Here is an 18,113-nt window from a genome sequence, read left to right as displayed (position 1 = left end):
TGTGGCCTTGGTTGCGTTGAACGCACCCAATGTGGCCTTCGGTGCGTTGAACGCACCGAAGGCCACATTGGGGCGCTGGGAGCCGGGGTCAGCCGGTCTGGGTGGGGGCGTCTGAGGGCGGTGTTCCCTGGCCGCCGCCGGGCGGCTGGCCCTGGCCTTGCCGGACCTGACCGCCCGACTCGCCGTCCGTCACCGAGGTTGCCGTCGCCGTGGTGCCGGACTCCGTGGCCACCACCGTGACCGTGTCGCCCGTCGCCAAGCCCGTGGCCAGCTCCGACGTGATCGTGTACGTCTTCGAGAAGCCGTCGGCGCTCTTCGCGGTCAGGGACGTCGCGCTCAGCTCCGTCACCTCGCCCGTCTGCATGATCTTCGTGACGTAGCCGCCGTTGCCGTCGGACGACACGTACTCGCCGTGCAGTGCCGCGCCCAGTCCGCCGCCCCGCATGCCGCCCGGGCCGGCCTGGGTGTCGGTGGCCGCCGACGACGAAGCGGCCCACACCGCCGCTCCCCCGCCGGCCACGATCACCGCCGCGACGGCGCCTGCCACGATCTTCTTGCCCGGCGACCAGGCCGGCCGCGGTGCCTGGCCCGGTGCGGGCGTGGCGCCCCACGTCTGGTCCGGAGTGGACGGTGCCTGCGGTGTGGTCATCTGGTGCTCCTCAACGTGATCCTTCGGTGCCGTCCACGGTGGAGCCGCTCGCTGTGCACCGACTGTGCCCGCCGTCAGCCGTTCCTGTGACCGGCGAGTACCGGGAAACCGGACATCCCGCAACGGGCCGGTCACCGCACAGCCACTTCACAGGCAGCGCACAACCCGCACACACGGCCCGGACGGACGCTGGCTCCATGGCCGCGCGAACCGTCCCGTCACGTCCCCGCCGGGGACGGCTGTCGCTGCGCGCGAAACTGACCGGCTCGATGGTCGTGCTGCTCACCGTGGTGTGCCTGATCGTCGGGGTGGTCAGCGAGTTCGCGCTCGACCTCTTCCTCACCCGCCAGGTCGACCAGCAGCTCTCGGCCGCGGCGAACCGCTCACTGGTGTTCGCGAGCAACGTGCGCCTGCCGGACGGCGGTCCGCCGCCGCCGGACCAGGGCCAGCACCCGCTCGGGCAGAACGTCGGCACGGTCAGCGGCACCTTCTCCGGGCAACAGCTCGTCCACGACGACAGCATCGCCGAGCACGGCGGCCGGCTGTACCTGACGGCGGACCAGCAGGCCGTCATGCGCTCGGTGCCCACCGACGGCAAACCGCACACCCTGTCCTTCGACGACCTCGGCGAGTACCGCCTGATGGCGCTGCCCGTCGCCGGGACGTCCGACGTCGTCGTCACCGGCCTGCCGATGAAGCCGGTCACCGACACGCTGCTCACCGTCGGGCTGATCCTGTTCGGCGTGGCCGCCGCCGGCGTGCTCGGCGCGGCCTTCCTCGGCGCGTTCGCGGTCCGCCGCACGCTGCGCCCGCTCGACCGGGTCGCGGCCACCGCCGGGCGCGTCACCGAGCTGCCGCTCGACCGCGGCCAGGTGGCGCTGTCCATCCGCGTCCCGGAGGCCGACACCGACCCGCGCACCGAGGTCGGCCAGGTCGGCTCGGCGCTGAACCTGATGCTCGGCCACGTCGCCCAAGCCCTGGAGGCGCGGCACGACAGCGAACTGCGGGTCCGGCAGTTCGTCGCGGACGCCAGCCACGAGCTGCGCACGCCGCTGGCCGCGATCCGCGGGTACGCCGAGCTGGCCGCCCGCGGCAGCGCGCTGGTGCCGCCGGACGTCGCGCACTCGATGGGCCGGATCCAGTCCGAGGCCGTCCGGATGACGACGCTGGTCGAGGACCTGCTGCTGCTCGCCCGGCTCGACGCGGGCCGCCCGCTGGACCTGCGCGACGTCGACCTCACCCGGCTGGTCGCCGACGCCGTCGGGGACGCCCGGGTCGCCGGACGACAGCACCGCTGGCGGCTGGAGCTGCCACCGGACCCGGTGCTCGTGTCCGGCGACGTCCAGCGCCTGCACCAGGTGCTGGCGAACCTGCTGGCGAACGCCCGCACGCACACCCCGCCGGGCACCACGGTGGTGACGGCGCTGACCCGCTCGAAGGACACCCACAGCGCCGTGCTCACGGTGACCGACGACGGCCCGGGCATCGCACCCGACCTGCTGCCGGACGTCTTCGAGCGGTTCGCCCGCGGCGACTCGTCGCGCTCCCGCAACGCCGGCAGCACCGGGCTCGGGCTGGCGATCGCCTCCGCCGTCGTCGTCGCCCACCACGGCACGATCGAGGTGCACAGCCGCCCGGGCCGGACGGAGTTCGCGGTGCGGCTGCCCGTGGCCGTGCCCGCACAGCGAGTGCACAGCATCGGCACAACCCGGCCCCAGCTGGGCACCGGAAGCTGACCTCATGACCGCTGTGACATCCGGGGCTTCACCCCGGGCCGGGGGCTCCGCCACCCGGAGCCCCCGAAAAGAAGCCGTGACATCCGGGGCCTCGCCCCGGGCCGCCCGCGCTTCCGGCGAAGCCGCTGTGACCCCTCCGGCACCGGCTCGTCCGGCGTGGCACCGGCCCGCGCTGGCCGTCCTCCTGCTCGGGACCGCCGTGCTCTACCTGTGGGGCCTTGGCGCCTCCGGCTGGGCCAACGCCTTCTACTCCGCGGCCGCGCAGGCGGGCTCGCAGAGCTGGAAGGCGCTGTTCTTCGGCTCCAGCGACGCGGCCAACGCGATCACCGTCGACAAGACCCCGGCCGCGCTGTGGGTGATGGGCCTGTCGGCGCGGCTGTTCGGCGTGAACGCGTGGAGCATCCTCGTGCCGCAGGCGCTGATGGGCGTCGGCTCGGTCTGGCTGCTGTCCGCGACGGTCCGCCGCTCGTCCGGCCCGGCGGCCGGGCTGGTGGCGGGCCTGGTGCTGGCCCTGACGCCGGCCGCGGCGCTGATGTTCCGGTTCAACAACCCGGACGCCCTCCTCGTGCTGCTGCTGGTGGCGGGGGCGTACTGCGTGGTGCGAGCCTGTGAGAAGGCGGGTCCGCGCTGGCTCGCGCTGGCCGGCGTCGTGGTCGGCTTCGGGTTCCTGGCGAAGATGCTGCAGGCGTTCCTGGTGCTGCCGGCGTTCGCGGTCGCCTACCTCGTCGCTGCCCCGGTGCCGCTCGGCAAGCGGCTGCTCCACCTGCTCGGCGCGCTCGGGGCGACGGTCGCCGCCGCGGGCTGGTACCTGGTGGTCGTCGCCCTCTGGCCGGCGGCGGACCGGCCGTACATCGGCGGCTCCCAGACGAACTCGCTGTGGGAGCTGGTGTTCGGCTACAACGGCTTCGGCCGCATCACCGGCGACGAGGTCGGCAGCGTGGGTGGCGGCGCCGGCCGGGGCTGGGGTTCGACCGGGCTGACCCGCCTGTTCGGCAGCGAGATGGCGGGTGGCATCGCCTGGCTGCTGCCGGCGGCGCTGCTGGCGCTGGGCGCGGGGCTGTGGTTCACCCGCCGCGCCCCGCGCACGGACACGTCCCGCGCGGCCCTGCTGCTGTGGGGCGGCTGGCTGCTGGTGACGGCGCTGGTGTTCAGCTACATGAGCGGGATCATCCACCCCTACTACACGGTGGCGCTGGCCCCGGCGGTGGCGGCGCTGACCGGAACGGCGGCGGTCCAGCTGTGGCGCCTGCGCGCCGACCCCGCGGCCTCGGGGCTGCTGAGCGGCGGCGTCGCCGTGACGACGCTGACGGCGTACCTGCTGCTGGGCTCGTCGTGGCAGCCGTGGCTGGCCCCGACGGTGCTGGTCGGCGGGCTGCTGGCGGCGGTGGCACTGTTCTTCGCCCCGCACCTGACCCGCGGGGCGGCTTCGGCCGTGGCCGCCTTTTCGCTGGTCGTCCTGCTGGCCGGCACAGGCGCGTACACGCTGGCCACGGCGGCGGCAACGCACAGCGGAGCGATCCCGTCGGCCGGGCCGACGGCCGGCTTCGGCGGCCGCGGCCCCGGCGGCTTCGGCGGCGGTCGCGGCGGCGGCCCCGGCGCACTCCTGAACACCACGACACCGGGCGCCTCTCTCACGGCGTTGCTCCGGAAAGACGCCTCGAAGTACACCTGGACGGCGGCAACGGTGCTGTCGAACGCGGCGGCGGGCTACCAGCTGGCGAGCGGCGCCCCGGTGATGGCGGTGGGCGGCTTCAACGGGACCGACCCGTACCCGACGCTGGAACAGTTCCAGCAGTACGTGGCGAGCGGGCGGATCCACTACTTCCTGGGCGAGGGCATGTCGATGCAGGGCAACAGCGGCTCGGACGCGGCCCGGCAGATCGCCGACTGGGTGGCGTCCCGCCACGAGTCCTCCACTGTGGACGGTGTAACGGTCTACGACCTCACCGCGACGGCGTGAGACACGACGAAAGCAGGGTGTGACGCCGGTCCGGGCCCGGGCAACCTGGTCAAGAACCGGCTCACTCCGGCACACTGGTGGTGCCCAGGCGAACAGGAGTTCCTGCTGATGACCGAGCCTCACGTACGGCCGGCCCGCTCCGCAGACCTGGAAACGTTCGCCGCGGTCCTCGGTGACCGCGAATTCTTCTTCGATCGCTTCGAACGACAGCGGAACGACGACGGCGAGCTGTTCCTGGCCTGGCTGGGACCCCGGCCCGCCGGAGCCGTCTACCTGTGGCTCGAGGAGGCCGAGGAGGAGGACATCTTCAATCACCTGCCCGGCGTCCCGCTGATCACGCACCTGGCCGTCCACCGGGACCTGCGCCGACGCGGAGTCGGCACGGCACTGGTCCGCGCGGCCGAGCGCCGCCTCACCGAGCGGGGCCACTACCGGGTCGCCCTCGCGGTGCGGACGGACAACCACGACGCCGCCCGCCTGTACAAGCACCTCGGCTATCGCGACTGGGGCCACGGCGAGGTCATCTGCTACGCGCAGACGACCCTGCCGGACCGCACGGTCCTGATCGAGCCGGAAGAGTGCTTCGTGCTGGTCAACGACCTGGTGCCGGTCACACCCGCGCCGCGGGCCGAGGCAGACCCGGTCGCCGTTTCGCACCCGTGCTGACCCGGCCGTCGGTCCCGGACTGAGCCAGCAGCGGGATGCCCAGCGCTTCGACGGCGTGCTCGATGCCCGAACCGCCGTGGTGGTCGCGGCGGAGGTCGGTGACCCGCTGCCGCCAGCGCACACAGTCCTGCTGCCAGGCGCGGAGATACCCCACACACAGCTCCGGCGTGATCAGCTCGCTGCGGCCGACCGCGGCCTTGAGCGCGTCGACCATCCGCGCCTGCTGGCCCGCCTCGATCGACGACGCCCGCACCAGCTTGATGGTGTCCCGGATGATCCGGCGGCGGTCCGTGAGGAAGGCTTCCCAGTACGCCTCGTCGGCGTGCGCGAGGCCGAGGTGGTTGTCGAACAAGCCGAACACGCCTTCGGCCAGGGTGTCGCCCAGTTCTTCACCGCGGGCACGACGCGGGTCGCGGTAGGGGTCGTATTCCTTCTGGACCGCCGTGCCGGTGGTCGCGGACGGCCGCAGTTTCATGCCGTCCAGCAGGAAGAACCAGTCTTCGTTGTAGATGTTGGGGAAGAACGAACTGAAGGCCGCTTCCCCGACCGCAAGCGCGCCGCCGCCGATGAAGGTGTCCTGCTTCTGCCCGGCGTCCCGGATCGCGTGGCACACGACGGAGTTGTCCGGCATCCCCGCGTTGGCCAAGCCGACCACCGGGTATTCGCCGAGCAGGCCGGCCGCGACGCCGAGGTCCGCGGGGTTCGGCAAGTTGATGTCGTCGTCGAGGAACAGGATCCGCTTCCACCCGGCCAGCACCGCGACGAGAAGACCCAGGTTGCGCTTGAAACTGGTGTCGGTCTGCCGCCGGAACCGGGTTAGGCGCACGACCTGGTCGGTGGCGAACTCCGGGACCAGCCCCGGGTTCAGCAGATCCGTGTCGATGGCGAGCGCGCGGACTCCGGCGTTCTTCGCCTCCAGGATCGCGCCGGAGATCGTCGACAGCTTGCTGCACAGGAAAAGCAGGAAGGCGTCGCGGTCCTTGGCCGCCGTGATGGCCTGCCGCAGGTAGGCGGCCGGGCGCGCGGTGGGGACGATGATCGCGTCCATCGTCGCGCGGGAGACGTCTTCCGTGTCGAAGTGCGCCAGGAGGTCCTGGTGCGACTCGTGCTGCCGCGCGTTCACGCGGCGGCCTCGGGCCACTCGTGCAACCGGTTCTCCTCGCGGGTCCAGTCGGGGGTCAGCCCTTGCCCCCCGACGACGGGCACGCGGCTGATGATGCTGAAGGATTCCACATCGCCGAACCGCTCCCGCACGTACGCGGTGTTCCGGTCGCGGAACCGCGCGTCCGTCAGCGCGCGAACCGCCCCGAGGGTGCCACGACCGTACATACCGTTGCACACGGTCACGGAGCGCTTTCGGTTGAACGGACTTTCGCCGCGGTAGAAGTGGGCGACGTCCTCCAGCAGGTGGTCCCGGCGGTCGAGCTTGGGTTCGAACAGCTTCGGACGGCCGTCCTGCCGCACCCGGAACCCGCCGTGTTCGGCATCGTCCACCCGGCCGACCTGCTCCACCGGGAGGTCCACCCGCTCGATCACGTCGCGCGTCACCGAATTCCAGTCCACCCCGCCGAGCAGGACGAGGTGACTCGTGTAGTCGTCGGCCGTCAGTTCCTCGCTGGTGCAGAACTTGACGTTGTTGTCCGGGTTGCGCGAGCGGATGTGCCCGAACAGCTCGATCAGCGCGTCCGGGTCGGCGTAGGTGTACAGCGAGACGAAGTCGGCGCTCTCGGGGTCCGCATAGGACAGGTGCCGCCGGTACCGCTCCGGGAGCCGGGCGCAGACGATCGTGATGTTCTGATCCGCTTCGAACGTCCAGATGTCCGTCGCCGTCGCACCGGGCGACGCGACGTGCTCTCGGCCTTCGCGAAGCTCCAGGAGCTCTTCCAGGAGTTCCTCGCGCCGCGCCCGCTCCTCGTCCGTCAGTTGTCCGATGGGGAGGACGCGCAGCGTGCCGCCGTCCAGCGACCGCCGGGTCGCGAACAGCGTCGCGTAGGCGTCGAGCCGCCTGGCCGGCGGCGTGACCGGCTTTTCCGTGTTCTCCCACGACGAGATCAGGGAGATGCTGAGGGACTTGGTCCCGCCGAGCGCCTTGGCGAGCTGGGCCTGGGTGATCCCGGCTTCGGGCCACTGGGTCTCGCGCAGAGCGCGCAGGCGGTGCGCGAGCGCGGACCACTGCGGCTGGACTGAGGACACGACTCGGGCCGCCCTTCAGGAAATTTCAGCACTCCCGACGAGGGCACCGATACTACTCCCCGTCACTAGCGGGCCGGTCGGCGCCCCACCGAAGCTGGGACTGAAACGTTACGGGCTGCAGAACTTCCCCGCACCGAACAGATAACACCGATTCATCTCAGTTGATCCGGGGTACTTCACGCCTTACAGTCTCCTTGACTGAACTTCAGTTTCGACCTGAAGGCAGGAGCAGGCCATGAGTACTCCAGCGCAACACGTCCCCCTCCACCGGGCCATGGTGGCGGTCGACATCGAAGGCTCGACGACGCGGACCAACCCCGCGAGGGCCCAGCTCCGCACCGTCCTGTTCGAGCTGCTGGACGAGGCCTTCCTGGCCGGGGGGATCACCAAGAAGTTCCGCGACGGCTTCGTCGACCGGGGTGACGGCGCGCTGTGCCTGATCCGGCCCGTCGACCAGGCGCCGAAGCCGGTGCTGCTCACCACCGTCGTCCCGACCCTGGCGGACCTGCTCGACAAGCACGCCGAGAGCCGGCCGGAGCTCGCCTTCCGGCTCCGGGTCGCCGTGCACGCCGGCGAAGTGCACTACGACACCCGCGGCCCGTACGGCGAGGACGTCGACATCGTCTGCCGCTTCGTCGACGCGCGGGAACTGCGGCGGCAGCTGAGTATCACGGCCGCTCCGCTGGTGCTCGTCATTTCACCGGAGATGCACCGCTCGGTCGTCCGCCACGGCTACCCCGGGATCGACCACACGACGTACGTCCGGACCGTGCCCATCAAGGTCGGCACCCAGCGGCTCCGCGGGTGGATCCACACCCCGGAAGCCGGCCGCCGCCGGGAGGACATGACCGCGTAGCGCGAAAAGAGGTGGGGACAGTGGAACCGACGGGCTTCTGGGGCGAGCTGGCCCCCGCCGATCGCCGCAAGGTGGCGGAATCCGCCGCGCGGCGCTCCTACCGGCGCGGGCAGACCGTGTGCCGGGAAGGCGATCTCTCCAGTGTCGTGCTGGTGCTGGTGTCCGGGCACGTGCGGATCGTCCACGGCACACCGGACGGGCGTGACGTCGTCGTCGGGGTGCGGGGTGCCGGAGACGTCATCGGAGAGCTCGCCGCGATCGACGACCTGCCGCGCTCGGCGACCGTCGAGGCGCTGGACGACCTCGACGTGCTGGAGATACCCGGCGACCGCTTCGCCTTGCTGTGCCGGACGCGGTCGCGGATCTCGTGGGCGCTGCTGCTCGTGCTCTCGGACCGGCTGCGATCCGTCGCCCGGCAGTGGCTGGACGTCGGCGGCGGGGCCGCGGCGCGGCGGGTGGCGGCGCAGCTCATGCAGCTGGCCATCCAGCACGGCGTGCCACGCGGGGACGACATCCGGATCGCGGTGCCGGCCACGCAGGCCGAACTGGCGATGACCGCGGCGATGTCGCGTGAGTCCTGGGCGCGCGCGACGCGCGACCTGCGGCGCCAAGGGGTGATCAGCACCGGCAGAAGACAGGTGACGATCCACCGCATGGCCGAACTTCGACGACTGGCGAACTGAATCCCGCGCTCTGTGTCAGCTGACACACAGGACTCGGCGAGCCGGAGGTTTCCTGGATCCACGGCAGAGGAGGGCTTTCATGGACCCCTACACCCCCGCACCGGGCCGCAGCCGCTGGCGCCGGGGCGTCTACGCGGCCGGTCTCGTCATCCCCTTCACCGCTTCCCAGGTGTGGGCGCTGCTGGTGCTGCTGCGGCTCGCCCCGCTCGACGGGCTGGTGGGGCAGGCCTTCGTGCTCGTCCTGCTCGGCTCCGTCGTCGCGATCTGGGCCGGCTGGCGCTGGACCTGGCAGCTCGGCCGCGACCGTGACCTCAAACCCGAGCCCGCCCCGAAGACACGGATCCCGACATGACGTCCGGGCCGGTCATCGTCGCCGCCCTCGTGGTGGCCGCCGGTGCCGGACGTCTCTTGCGCCACCTCGGCGGGCTCCTCCGCCGCCGGTCCACCGAAAGGAGCACGGAAATGACCAGCACCTCACCCACCTTCCCGCTGCGGATCTACCACTGGCGGTGGGAAATCCTGGCCGTGACGCTGCTCCCCTACGGCGTGGTGACCTTCGCGCTGTGGGCCGGCCCGCTGTGGGCGTCGGGGGTCCTCGCCACCGCGCTCGGGGTGGCGGTGCTGCGCCGCCGTCAGGTGCAGGCGCGGATCCACGCCATCCGGCTGCAGCACCGGCTGCGGGCGGTGTTCCCCCGGCTGCGCCTGCCCGGCGGCCGCCTCCCGGCGATCCTGTGGAGCCGACCCCGCGGCGGCGACATCGTCGTGTCGCTGTTCGGCCGGGAGGCGTTCGAGCACCTGCACCGGCACCGCACGGTGCTGGCCGCGGCCTGCTCGGTGCCCGAGGTGTACGTCGACCGCCACCCGAAGTACGCCAGTCTGGTGACGCTGACGATCAGCCCGACGCCGCCGAAGCGCGAGCCGGGTCGCGCGTCCCTGCCGAGCAACGTGGTCCCGCTGCGGGCCCACAGCTGATCCCGCCGGTGCCCGGCCGCCGGCCGGGCACCGCACAGGAAGCGCACAGAGAGAACACACGATCACCAAAGCGGCGGCCGCGATCGTAGGGGCATGACAGCCACCGCCCCCACATCGCGGCCCGGGACCGTCCCGGTCGATCTGGCCGGCCCGCAGCCCGTTCTCGACGTCGTCATCCCGGTCCACAACGAAGAGACCGACCTCGAACCGTGCATCCGCCGGCTGCACGCTCACCTGGCCGAGCACGTCTCCTACCCGTACCGGATCACCGTCGCCGACAATGCGAGCACCGACGCGACGCTGCGGGTGGCCGAAAGACTTGCCCGCGAGTTCCCGGAAGTGGCGGTCTGCCACCTCGACGAGAAGGGCCGCGGCCGCGCGCTCAACGCCGTGTGGCGGGCCTCCGACGCCGCCGTGCTCGCCTACATGGACGTCGATCTCTCCACCGATCTCGCCGCGCTCGGGCCGCTCGTCGCGCCGTTGCTGTCCGGGCACTCCGATCTCGCCATCGGCAGCAGGCTCGCCCGGGGGGCGCGAGTGGTGCGCGGGCCGAAGCGCGAGTTCATTTCCCGCTGCTACAACCTGATCCTCCGCTCGACGCTCGCCGCGAAGTTCAGCGACGCGCAGTGCGGTTTCAAGGCCATCCGCGCCGACGTCGCCCGCGAGCTGCTGCCGCACGTCGTGGACACCGGCTGGTTCTTCGACACCGAGCTGCTCGTCCTGGCGCAGCGCGCCGGGCTGCGGATCCACGAGGTGCCCGTCGACTGGGTCGACGACCCCGATTCGTCGGTCAACATCGTCAAGACGGCCACCGAGGACCTCAAGGGCATCGCGCGCGTCACGAAAGCCACGTTCACCGGGGAGATCCCGGTCAGCAGGCTGCGCGAACAGCTCGGCAGGCAGCCGATCGGCGTCGACGCGCCGGGCGTGCCGCCGCGGCTGGTGACGCAGCTGGTGCGGTTCGCCGCGATCGGCGTCGGCAGCACGCTCGCCTACCTCGTGCTGTTCCTGCTGCTGCGCACGGTCGTCGGAGCGCAGCCGGCGAACTTCGCGGCGCTGCTGGTGACGGCGATCGGGAACACCGCGCTGAACCGGCGGCTCACGTTCGGCATCCGCGGCCGCGCCGGCGCCGGGCGGCACCAGTTCGAAGGCCTGCTCGTGTTCGGTCTCGGACTCGCGCTCACCAGCGGATCGCTGGCCCTGCTCAACGGATCCACCACCCCCGGCCTCGTCCTGGAGCTCACCGTGCTGGTGCTGGCGAACCTCGCCGCCACGGTGCTCCGGTTCCTGCTCCTGCGCGGCTGGGTGTTCAACCCGCGCCGCCAGGCCACGCTCAAGAAGGAGTACTGATGACCACCGTCCTGTCCGCCCCGGTTTCCGAACCCCGGCACCGCAGGGAGTCCGTCGCGCACGCGCCACCGCGATGGGTGCGCCCGGCGGTGTTCGGGCTGCTGGCCGCGACCGCGGTGCTGTACTTCTGGAACCTCACCGCGTCCGGTTACGGCAACTCCTTCTACGCCGCCGCCGTCCAATCGGGGACGCAGAGCTGGAAGGCGTGGCTGTTCGGATCGCTGGACTCGGGGAACGTGCTGACCGTCGACAAACCGCCCGCGGCGCTTTGGATCGGTACGGCGTTCGCCCGGATCTTCGGGTTCTCGAGCTTCACCGTGCTGGCCCCGCAGGCGCTGATGGGCGTCGCGTCCGTGGGCATCCTCTACCTGACGGTGAAGCGGACGTCGGGCCCGGTCGCGGGCCTGCTGGCGGGGGCGATGCTGGCGGTGACGCCGGTCGCGGCGCTGATGTTCCGGTTCAACAACCCGGACGCGCTGCTGGTGCTGCTGATGGTCGCGGGCGCCTACTTCGTCGTGCGGGCCACGGAAAAGGCGAGCCCGCGGTGGCTGGCGCTCGCCGGGGCCGCGATCGGGTTCGGTTTCCTGACGAAGATGATGCAGGCGTTCCTGGTGCTGCCGGCGTTCGGGCTGGCGTACCTGCTCGCGGCGCCGGTGTCGCCGGCCAAGCGGCTGCTGCACCTGGGCGGCGCGGTCGTGGCGCTGGTCGTCTCGGCGGGCTGGTACATCGCGCTGGTGGACCTGTGGCCGACGGCGTCGCGGCCCTACATCGGCGGATCCGAAGGAGACAGCCTGCTCGAACTCGCGCTGGGCTACAACGGGTTGGGCCGCATCTTCGGCGGCGAGGGCAACGGCGGCGGCATGGGTGGCGGCGGGATGGGCGGCAACACCGGGTTCGGCGGGTCCACCGGGCTGTTCCGGATGTTCGGCGCCAGCTTCGGCACGGAGATCTCGTGGCTGCTGCCGGCCGCGCTGATCGGGCTCGTCGGCGGCCTCTGGTTCACCCGCCGCGCGCCGCGCACGGACGCCTCGCGGGCGGCGCTGGTGCTGTGGGGTGGCTGGCTGGTCGTGACGGCGCTGGTGTTCAGCTTCATGAGCGGCACGGTGCACCCGTACTACTCGGTGGCGCTGGCGCCCGCGATCGCCGCGCTGGTCGCGATTTCGGGCCGCGCGCTGTGGCAGGGCCGGGCGCACCCGGCGCCGCGGGCCGTGCTGGCCGGCATGGTCGTGGCGACGGCGGTGTGGTCGTTCATCCTGCTGGACCGGACGCCGGAGTGGTTCCCGGCGCTGCGCTGGCTCGTCGCGGTGCTCGGGGTGCTGGTCGGCACGGTGCTGGTGATGGGCGTGCCCGTCGCACGCCGCATGGTCGCCGTCGTGGCGGCGGCGGTGGTCCTGACGATCGGCGTGTCTTCCGCGGCCTATGGCGTCGAGACGGCGTCGGTGGCGCACAGCGGCTCGATCCCGACCTCGGGCCCGACGTCGAGCGCCATGGGCGGCGGTTTCGGCGGCGGGGATTCGTCTTCGAGCGCGATCGGCGCGCTGCTGGCGAAGACGACGACGAAGTGGGCGGCGGCAACGACGGGTTCGCAGAGCGCGGCGTCGTTGGAGCTGGCGAGCGGCAAGGCGGTGATCGGCATCGGCGGCTGGAGCGGCTCGGACCCGGCCCCGACGCTGGCGGAGTTCAAGGCGTACGTGGCCGCGGGCGAAGTCAAGTACTACGTCGAAGGCGGCCGCGGCGGCGGCCCGGGCGGCGGATCGTCGGAGATCACGGAGTGGGTGACGGCGAACTTCACCGCCACCACGGTCGACGGCCAGACGGTGTACGACCTGCAGAGCTGAGTGCGGTCGTGAGTGGTCAGAACCCGCCTGACCACTCACGACCGCTTTGTGGCATGCAGAAAAAGTATAGAAAGCTTACGTACCGTGGCGGCGACGGCGGCGGGGGCCGCCACAGGGGGGTAAGCCATGACGCTCGATCGCCGGAACCTGCTCAAGCTCACCGCGGGCGCGGTGACCGTTGCCGGGGCCGCGGTGCTCACCGGAGCCGCAACCGGAACCGCCGCCGCTGCCGACACCGGCACCGGGTTGCCGCCCGTGCCCGGGATGCTCGGGGACCGCCGGGCCAACGAACTCTGGTACCAGCTCGACGAAATCGCGCTGTACCACCCGTCCCAGGAAGTTCAGGACGCCTACGCCGTGCTCTTCCCCTTCATCCAGGAGAACGCTCCGCAAGGCCTGTACGAAAAGTGGCGGGAGCTGAGCCGGGAACCGGCTTACCCGAAGAACTACGCCGAGTTCGCCAAACCGGTCGAACAACCGCTGAAGACGCTCTCGAAGCTGCAGCTGGACAACTTCGACCACTTCTACCGCGGTGACGAAGCCGGCCTGGTCAAGGCCTTCGCCGCCTTCGGGCAGGGCATCCTCTTCGATCCGCGGCGGGCGCCCACGGAGTCGGAGGTGCACACCATGGACGGGAACCCGCCGGGCGGTTACCACTTCTGGCACGCCATCCTGCGCGCACAGATGGTCCTCGGCATCGACCGGCACCGGTGGGCGCGGATCGATCCCCTGCTCGGCTTCGCCTGGGCACTGCAGTCCATCGCGAAACCCGACCACCGCCACGTCAACCCGGGGCTGCCGCGCGAACAGGTGCTCCACGAAGCGCGGTACTGGCTGCCACGCTCGCCCGCCGAGCTCGACCGCGACTTCCAGTCGGAGCCTTACCCCGCCTGAGCGTCCAGCACCCGCTGGTACGCCGCCCGCAGCGTGGGGCCCGGCGCGATCCCGAGCCGCTCGTCGAGGAGGCAGCGGCCCCGGTGGTACACCTCGACCGCGTCCGCCCGCCGTCCGCTCGCGCAGAGCGCGGCCATCAGCAGGGCCCGCGCGCGTTCCCGCAGCGGGTGCTCGACGACGAACGCGGTCGCGTCGGGCACCGCGCGCAGGTGGTCGCCCGACGCGATCTCGGCCTCGATCCGGCCCTCCAGCGCCGTCAGCCGCAGCTCGTCGAACCGCGCCGCCTCGCCCGCGCGGAGCGGTTCGGCGACGCCGGCCAGCACCGGACCACGCCACAGCTCCAGTGCGGCGCGGAACCGCTCCGCCGCGCGGGCCGGGCGGTCCGCGCGCAGCTCGTCGTGCCCCGAGGAAGCCAGCCGTTCGAACTCCTCGGCGTCGACGGTCCCGCCGGGTGTCAGCAGGTAGCCGCCGCCGGTCCGGACGAGCCGCGCCGGGCGGCCGATGGCCTTGCGCAGGCGGGAGACGTACGTGCACACCTGCGCGTCGACCGTCGACGGCCGTTCGCCGTCCCACAGCAGCGAAATCAGCCGCTCGTCGGGCACCACGCGGCCACGGGCCAGCAGCAGCGCCGCCAGCAGGGTCCGCGGCTTGCACCCGCCGAGCACGGCCGGGCGGCCGTCGGCGCGCGACACCGCCAGCGGCCCGAGAATCCGGAACTCCATTCCCCACCCCCGTTCCACGGTACCCGGAAAGTCTCAGCCGCCCCTTAGGTTCGGCGCGGATCATGGAGGGCAGAGGGGACGAGGAGGCCGCGATGATCACCACACGTCCGGGTTACCCGCGCTGGCACACCGCGAGCGCACAGGGGCCGCGCTCACTCAACGCCGACGCCGTCGGGGCGTACGCCGCCGCCGGTGGGCCCGGCATCGCGTTCGCCCTCGCCGACGGCGTCGGCGACGATCCCGCCGCCGCGCGTGCCGCCCGCACCGCCGCCGCGGCCGCCGCGCGCACGCCGGTCCACAAAGGACCGGTCGAGGCGGTGCTCGCCGCGCAGCGCGCCGTGCGCGAGCAGACGCCCGGGGACGCCGTGCTCGTCGTGGCCATGCCTGCCGAGCACGGCGGGTACCGCATCGCCTGGGTCGGCGACGCCCGCGCGTACGCCTGGGACGGCACCACGCTGAGCCGCCTGACCACCGACCACACGCTCGCCGAGTTCTTCCGCGCCCGCCACCAGCCGGTGACGCCGCGGATGGAGCACGTCGTCACGACCAGCGTCCGCACCGCCGAGGCGGACGAAATCGGCACGGCGGAGACAACGGGGGCCGGCCTGCTGCTGACCAGCGACGGCGTCCACAAGCCGCTGACCGGCAGCGGCATCCGCGCGGTGCTGGGCCGGCCCGGCGCGGGTGCCGCCGAACTGGTCGAAGCCGCCCTCGCCCGCGGCGGCTCGGACAACGCGACCGCCCTCTACGTCGAACCCCTGGAGGCGGCCGGCAACACGACCGTCCGGTTTCCCGTCGCCGCGTGAACCCTAGGCCGCGCGCTTGAGCTGCCGGTATTCCCGCAGCACCAGGACGATGATCACGACGTCGAGGGCGGCGAAGAACGGCAGCGCGATCGAGTGGGTGTGCAGCGCGCGGATGAGCTCGTAGACGACGAACGCGGAAAGGATGACGGCGGCGACGGGGTAGGCGCGGACGATCTTGCGGGACAGCGCCCAGACCAGCCCGAGCTTGATCAGCCCGTGGGCGAGCAGGTACGCGACGGCGAAGGTCTTGGTGTCGCCGTGGAGGAAGTTCTCCGTCGCCGACTCGAGGTGGCGCGCCAGCGTGCCCGACGGGTCGCCGAGCAGGTCGCGGGTGATCACCGCGTGGGTGAACCCGCTGACCGTGGAGGCCGGGACGAACGCGAGGATCAGCGCCCCGGCGACCTGCAGGGCGCCGTCGAGGCCCTTGAGGGCGATCGCGATCCGGAAGAAGCGCTCGGTCGCCGTGGTTTTCTGCTCGGACATGCCCCCAGCTCAGCAGAAACGGCGGATCAGCGCACGTGGAGGCACTTTTCACACCGTTCGTGCCGCGCTGTCCGGCCGGTCGGGTCCGTCCCGTAGAAGGGGAAACAGGCCGCGCCGCAGACGGCGAGGAAGATCGGCCCGCACCGGAGGGGGTGCGGGCCGACCTGGTGGGCGACGGCCAGCGCGCGCCGCCGTGCGCCCGCTTCGGGGAGCCAGCCGTGGCCGGGAAGGCCGGCCCGGACCTGGGCGTCGAGCTCGTCGGCGCGGGCGAGGAGGTCCGTGCCGAGGTCGCTGAGCCGCTCCCCCAGGTCGCGGAGGATGTCGGGCCGCGGCGCCTCCTCGCCGACGGTCCTGGCCAGCCACGCCAAGTCGGGAACGAGCGACGCGTGCAGGTCCCGGATGCGCTCCAGCAGCCGCTGGTCCCGATCGGCGTCGATCAGCACCGCGCCAACCACGCCGACTCGCATTCGGCGCAGGTCGGATCGAACCAATTCCCCCCGAGCTGCGGCACATCCCGCACCGCGACGGTCACTTCTTCTCCACACAAAGCCACGAACTGTTCCTCCGGACGCGGAGGGAACGGCCCGTCGAGTGCATGGCGCTTCCCCTCCGCTTGCTGCCACCTCAACATGATATCCATTGAAACTGTCTCGATCCGTTGACACCAACACACCGAGGGAGTGATCGACGGGGTTTGTATTATCGAGCCATGAAACCGACTTCTTCGACGCCACGAGCCCGCACACTGGCAGGCAGCCTCCGCGAGTTACGCGAGGCACACGGAATGGGCTTGCGAAAGCTGGCCCGAATCCTCGGCTTCGCGCCACAAGCACTTTCACTATGGGAGAAAGGACTGAGGGTTCCTCCCGTCGCAAGCGTGGCACTCATCCTCGGCTACTTCAAGGTCAGCGGAGAGAAGCAGAAACACCTCATCGAACTGGCGGAGACAGCGCGCGAACCGAACTGGGTCGCGAAGGAATTGCCGGAAATCAGCCCGGAGCTCACCGGGTTGCTGGAATGCGAGAAGTCAGCCGATAAGATCACCGCATGGGCCTTCAACGTCATCCCCGGCATCCTGCAGACGCCGGACTACGCTCGGGCAATCCTGGACAATTCCAACTTGACACCCACTCAGGCCGACTCGCATCTACTGACACGGCTCGACCGCCAGAAGATTCTCTTCCAGCGGGAACCGGTTCGCTACCACGCCATCATCAGCGAGCGAGCTTTGCGCGAACCGGTAGCCGACGAAGACATCATGTCAGACCAGATGGACCACCTGCTCGAAGTGGCCAAGAAGCCCACCGTGTCGCTACGCGTTCTGACTGACGGCACCCCTTACCACCCCGGCATACACGGTTCGTTCTTCGTCTACGAGTACGACAACCTCACTCCGATCGTTCTCCTCGAACACGCATACTCAAGCGCCTTTCTCAGTGATAAATATCGCGTACGTGCGTATCTTCGGCTTGCCAAGCAGCTATCGGACCGGGCAATGAGCGAAGAAGCCTCACAGACCCTCATCGCCGAAGCAGCAAAGTAGCCCCGGGGCAACGGCGGGACACGCCTCCCGCGTACCGGAGAGCCTGGTCAGCCGCCTTGCGCCGGCTTCGCTGAGGTCTCCGCCCGTACCACGTCCTCCGCGAAGGCGACCGCCGTCTTCGCTCCTTCGGCTCCGAAGATCGGGCCGTTCGTGTACAGGCCGTCGATGATGAACATGATCCGGTCCGCCAGGCGCTCCGGGTCGGGGGCCGGCGTCTGCTCCGCCAGCTCGCGCAGCTGGGTCCGGACCCGCACGAAGTGGTCCATCGACACCTGGTGCGCCGGGTGCTCCCGCTCGGGGAACTCCGCGAACGTCGTGCGCAGGGGGCACCCTCGCGTGCCCGGCTCACTGACCCGCACCCCCACCTCGCGCACCAGCTCCACCAGCTGCCGTCCCGCGCCCGGGGCGGCCGCCTTCGCGTCCCCGACGATGTTGTCCCAGTCGCCGCTGCAGCGCCTCAGGTACGCCACGACCAGGTCGTCCTTGCTCGCGAACTGGCTGTAGAGCAGGTTCTTGCCACAGCCGCACTCGTCGATGATCTGCTGCATCCCGACCGCGTGCACCCCGTACCGGTTGAACAGCCGGGTGGCGGTTTCGAGGATGCGCTCACGGGCGTCCGGCGTGGGCTTGCGCGGCATGCCCCGATCGTACCGGACCGAATGGTCCATATCGCGAATTGCCCGTTGACAACATCTCCGAGCGCCCGTCATGATTCGGACCGTTCGGTCCCGGACCGATCGGTCCGACTCAACTGGGGGTTGC

The 18,113-nt window shown here is 71.2% G+C and carries 20 protein-coding genes; 12 read left to right on the top strand and 8 right to left on the bottom strand.

Annotation, left to right across the window (positions count from 1 at the left end; translation table 11 throughout):
• Positions 1 to 88: 88 nt before the first annotated feature.
• Positions 89 to 649, bottom strand: a complete 561-nt coding sequence (locus ACLJQE_RS27670; RefSeq protein ID WP_410642313.1) for a hypothetical protein — start codon at positions 647 to 649, stop codon at positions 89 to 91.
• Positions 650 to 846: 197 nt separating this feature from the next.
• On the opposite strand from ACLJQE_RS27670, the gene ACLJQE_RS27665 reads away from it, so the two are divergent.
• The 3 genes from ACLJQE_RS27665 (at position 847) to ACLJQE_RS27655 (ending at position 5,011) form a co-directional block, all read left to right on the top strand.
• Positions 847 to 2,385 carry a sensor histidine kinase gene (locus tag ACLJQE_RS27665; protein ID WP_410642312.1) on the top strand — a complete coding sequence of 513 codons (1,539 nt, stop codon included), beginning with the start codon at positions 847 to 849 and terminating at the stop codon, positions 2,383 to 2,385.
• Between the two features lie 127 nt (positions 2,386 to 2,512).
• Positions 2,513 to 4,345 (top strand): ArnT family glycosyltransferase, encoded by a 1,833-nt coding sequence (locus tag ACLJQE_RS27660; protein WP_410642311.1) that lies wholly within the window; start codon positions 2,513 to 2,515, stop codon positions 4,343 to 4,345.
• Positions 4,346 to 4,453: 108 nt separating this feature from the next.
• Positions 4,454 to 5,011 carry a GNAT family N-acetyltransferase gene (locus ACLJQE_RS27655; RefSeq protein WP_410642310.1) on the top strand — a complete coding sequence of 186 codons (558 nt, stop codon included), beginning with the start codon at positions 4,454 to 4,456 and terminating at the stop codon, positions 5,009 to 5,011.
• Here the strand turns inward: ACLJQE_RS27655 and ACLJQE_RS27650 are convergent.
• Entirely contained in the window at positions 4,956 to 6,134 is a 1,179-nt protein-coding gene (locus ACLJQE_RS27650; protein WP_410642309.1) for a hypothetical protein, read from the bottom strand. The two genes, ACLJQE_RS27655 and ACLJQE_RS27650, sit on opposite strands and share 56 nt — an antisense overlap.
• Positions 6,131 to 7,204, bottom strand: coding sequence for a helix-turn-helix domain-containing protein (locus ACLJQE_RS27645; RefSeq protein ID WP_410642308.1), 1,074 nt, complete (start codon positions 7,202 to 7,204; stop codon positions 6,131 to 6,133). The genes ACLJQE_RS27650 and ACLJQE_RS27645 overlap by 4 nt, the downstream gene beginning before the upstream one ends.
• Positions 7,205 to 7,439: 235 nt before the next feature.
• On the opposite strand from ACLJQE_RS27645, the gene ACLJQE_RS27640 reads away from it, so the two are divergent.
• From ACLJQE_RS27640 to ACLJQE_RS27610, 7 genes are all read left to right on the top strand, one after another.
• Positions 7,440 to 8,060, top strand: coding sequence for a hypothetical protein (locus ACLJQE_RS27640; RefSeq protein ID WP_410642307.1), 621 nt, complete (start codon positions 7,440 to 7,442; stop codon positions 8,058 to 8,060).
• Between the two features lie 20 nt (positions 8,061 to 8,080).
• Positions 8,081 to 8,743, top strand: a complete 663-nt coding sequence (locus ACLJQE_RS27635; RefSeq protein WP_410642306.1) for a Crp/Fnr family transcriptional regulator — start codon at positions 8,081 to 8,083, stop codon at positions 8,741 to 8,743.
• A 79-nt stretch (positions 8,744 to 8,822) separates the two neighbouring features.
• Positions 8,823 to 9,095 (top strand): hypothetical protein, encoded by a 273-nt coding sequence (locus ACLJQE_RS27630; RefSeq protein WP_410642305.1) that lies wholly within the window; start codon positions 8,823 to 8,825, stop codon positions 9,093 to 9,095.
• Positions 9,096 to 9,205: 110 nt separating this feature from the next.
• On the top strand, positions 9,206 to 9,715 hold the full coding sequence (locus ACLJQE_RS27625) for a hypothetical protein (RefSeq protein WP_410642304.1): 510 nt from the start codon (positions 9,206 to 9,208) through the stop codon (positions 9,713 to 9,715).
• 93 nt (positions 9,716 to 9,808) lie between these two features.
• Positions 9,809 to 11,065 carry a glycosyltransferase gene (locus ACLJQE_RS27620; protein ID WP_410642303.1) on the top strand — a complete coding sequence of 419 codons (1,257 nt, stop codon included), beginning with the start codon at positions 9,809 to 9,811 and terminating at the stop codon, positions 11,063 to 11,065.
• Complete coding sequence (locus ACLJQE_RS27615; RefSeq protein WP_410642302.1) at positions 11,065 to 12,903, top strand: ArnT family glycosyltransferase; 1,839 nt, start codon at positions 11,065 to 11,067, stop codon at positions 12,901 to 12,903. Before ACLJQE_RS27620 ends, ACLJQE_RS27615 begins: the two co-directional genes overlap by 1 nt.
• A gap of 126 nt (positions 12,904 to 13,029) precedes the next feature.
• Positions 13,030 to 13,797 (top strand): hypothetical protein, encoded by a 768-nt coding sequence (locus tag ACLJQE_RS27610; protein ID WP_410642301.1) that lies wholly within the window; start codon positions 13,030 to 13,032, stop codon positions 13,795 to 13,797.
• On the opposite strand, the gene ACLJQE_RS27605 is transcribed toward ACLJQE_RS27610, so the two are convergent.
• Positions 13,785 to 14,519 carry an AfsR/SARP family transcriptional regulator gene (locus ACLJQE_RS27605; protein WP_410642300.1) on the bottom strand — a complete coding sequence of 245 codons (735 nt, stop codon included), beginning with the start codon at positions 14,517 to 14,519 and terminating at the stop codon, positions 13,785 to 13,787. The genes ACLJQE_RS27610 and ACLJQE_RS27605 overlap by 13 nt on opposite strands.
• Positions 14,520 to 14,611: 92 nt before the next feature.
• Here ACLJQE_RS27605 and ACLJQE_RS27600 point away from each other — a divergent pair, with 92 nt between their 5' ends.
• Positions 14,612 to 15,325: a PP2C family protein-serine/threonine phosphatase gene (locus ACLJQE_RS27600; RefSeq protein ID WP_410642298.1), complete on the top strand. Its 714-nt coding sequence runs from the start codon at positions 14,612 to 14,614 to the stop codon at positions 15,323 to 15,325.
• 3 nt (positions 15,326 to 15,328) lie between these two features.
• Here ACLJQE_RS27600 and ACLJQE_RS27595 read toward each other — a convergent pair whose 3' ends face one another.
• The 3 genes from ACLJQE_RS27595 to ACLJQE_RS27585 are packed head-to-tail and all read right to left on the bottom strand — an operon-like array spanning position 15,329 to position 16,439.
• Positions 15,329 to 15,808 carry a DUF2127 domain-containing protein gene (locus ACLJQE_RS27595; protein ID WP_410642297.1) on the bottom strand — a complete coding sequence of 160 codons (480 nt, stop codon included), beginning with the start codon at positions 15,806 to 15,808 and terminating at the stop codon, positions 15,329 to 15,331.
• A gap of 26 nt (positions 15,809 to 15,834) precedes the next feature.
• Complete coding sequence (locus ACLJQE_RS27590; protein ID WP_410642296.1) at positions 15,835 to 16,275, bottom strand: hypothetical protein; 441 nt, start codon at positions 16,273 to 16,275, stop codon at positions 15,835 to 15,837.
• A complete protein-coding gene (locus ACLJQE_RS27585; protein ID WP_285985219.1) occupies positions 16,245 to 16,439 on the bottom strand; it encodes a zinc finger protein in 195 nt (64 codons plus the stop codon). The genes ACLJQE_RS27590 and ACLJQE_RS27585 overlap by 31 nt, the downstream gene beginning before the upstream one ends.
• A gap of 78 nt (positions 16,440 to 16,517) precedes the next feature.
• On the opposite strand from ACLJQE_RS27585, the gene ACLJQE_RS27580 reads away from it, so the two are divergent.
• Positions 16,518 to 17,351, top strand: coding sequence for a helix-turn-helix domain-containing protein (locus tag ACLJQE_RS27580; RefSeq protein WP_410642295.1), 834 nt, complete (start codon positions 16,518 to 16,520; stop codon positions 17,349 to 17,351).
• A 47-nt stretch (positions 17,352 to 17,398) separates the two neighbouring features.
• Here the strand turns inward: ACLJQE_RS27580 and ACLJQE_RS27575 are convergent, their stop codons facing one another.
• On the bottom strand, positions 17,399 to 17,989 hold the full coding sequence (locus ACLJQE_RS27575; protein WP_410642294.1) for a TetR/AcrR family transcriptional regulator: 591 nt from the start codon (positions 17,987 to 17,989) through the stop codon (positions 17,399 to 17,401).
• Positions 17,990 to 18,113 lie beyond the last annotated feature (124 nt).

The sequence above is a fragment of the Amycolatopsis sp. lyj-346 genome (assembly GCF_046548975.1).
Lineage (GTDB): Bacteria > Actinomycetota > Actinomycetes > Mycobacteriales > Pseudonocardiaceae > Amycolatopsis.
Note: the sequence above shows the minus strand (reverse complement) of the source record. Positions and strands in the feature narration are given on the sequence as shown.

Excerpts from the sequence above, each read along its gene's own strand:
- ACLJQE_RS27670 (WP_410642313.1), bottom strand. The coding sequence starts at position 649 with ATGACCACACCGCAGGCACCGTCCACTCCGGACCAGACGTGGGGCGCC.
- ACLJQE_RS27665 (WP_410642312.1), top strand. The coding sequence starts at position 847 with ATGGCCGCGCGAACCGTCCCGTCACGTCCCCGCCGGGGACGGCTGTCG.
- ACLJQE_RS27655 (WP_410642310.1), top strand. The coding sequence starts at position 4,454 with ATGACCGAGCCTCACGTACGGCCGGCCCGCTCCGCAGACCTGGAAACG.
- ACLJQE_RS27640 (WP_410642307.1), top strand. The coding sequence starts at position 7,440 with ATGAGTACTCCAGCGCAACACGTCCCCCTCCACCGGGCCATGGTGGCG.
- ACLJQE_RS27630 (WP_410642305.1), top strand. The coding sequence starts at position 8,823 with ATGGACCCCTACACCCCCGCACCGGGCCGCAGCCGCTGGCGCCGGGGC.
- ACLJQE_RS27625 (WP_410642304.1), top strand. The coding sequence starts at position 9,206 with ATGACCAGCACCTCACCCACCTTCCCGCTGCGGATCTACCACTGGCGG.
- ACLJQE_RS27620 (WP_410642303.1), top strand. The coding sequence starts at position 9,809 with ATGACAGCCACCGCCCCCACATCGCGGCCCGGGACCGTCCCGGTCGAT.
- ACLJQE_RS27615 (WP_410642302.1), top strand. The coding sequence starts at position 11,065 with ATGACCACCGTCCTGTCCGCCCCGGTTTCCGAACCCCGGCACCGCAGG.
- ACLJQE_RS27610 (WP_410642301.1), top strand. The coding sequence starts at position 13,030 with ATGACGCTCGATCGCCGGAACCTGCTCAAGCTCACCGCGGGCGCGGTG.
- ACLJQE_RS27605 (WP_410642300.1), bottom strand. The coding sequence starts at position 14,519 with ATGGAGTTCCGGATTCTCGGGCCGCTGGCGGTGTCGCGCGCCGACGGC.
- ACLJQE_RS27600 (WP_410642298.1), top strand. The coding sequence starts at position 14,612 with ATGATCACCACACGTCCGGGTTACCCGCGCTGGCACACCGCGAGCGCA.
- ACLJQE_RS27595 (WP_410642297.1), bottom strand. The coding sequence starts at position 15,808 with ATGTCCGAGCAGAAAACCACGGCGACCGAGCGCTTCTTCCGGATCGCG.
- ACLJQE_RS27590 (WP_410642296.1), bottom strand. The coding sequence starts at position 16,275 with ATGCGAGTCGGCGTGGTTGGCGCGGTGCTGATCGACGCCGATCGGGAC.
- ACLJQE_RS27585 (WP_285985219.1), bottom strand. The coding sequence starts at position 16,439 with ATGTTGAGGTGGCAGCAAGCGGAGGGGAAGCGCCATGCACTCGACGGG.
- ACLJQE_RS27580 (WP_410642295.1), top strand. The coding sequence starts at position 16,518 with ATGAAACCGACTTCTTCGACGCCACGAGCCCGCACACTGGCAGGCAGC.
- ACLJQE_RS27575 (WP_410642294.1), bottom strand. The coding sequence starts at position 17,989 with ATGCCGCGCAAGCCCACGCCGGACGCCCGTGAGCGCATCCTCGAAACC.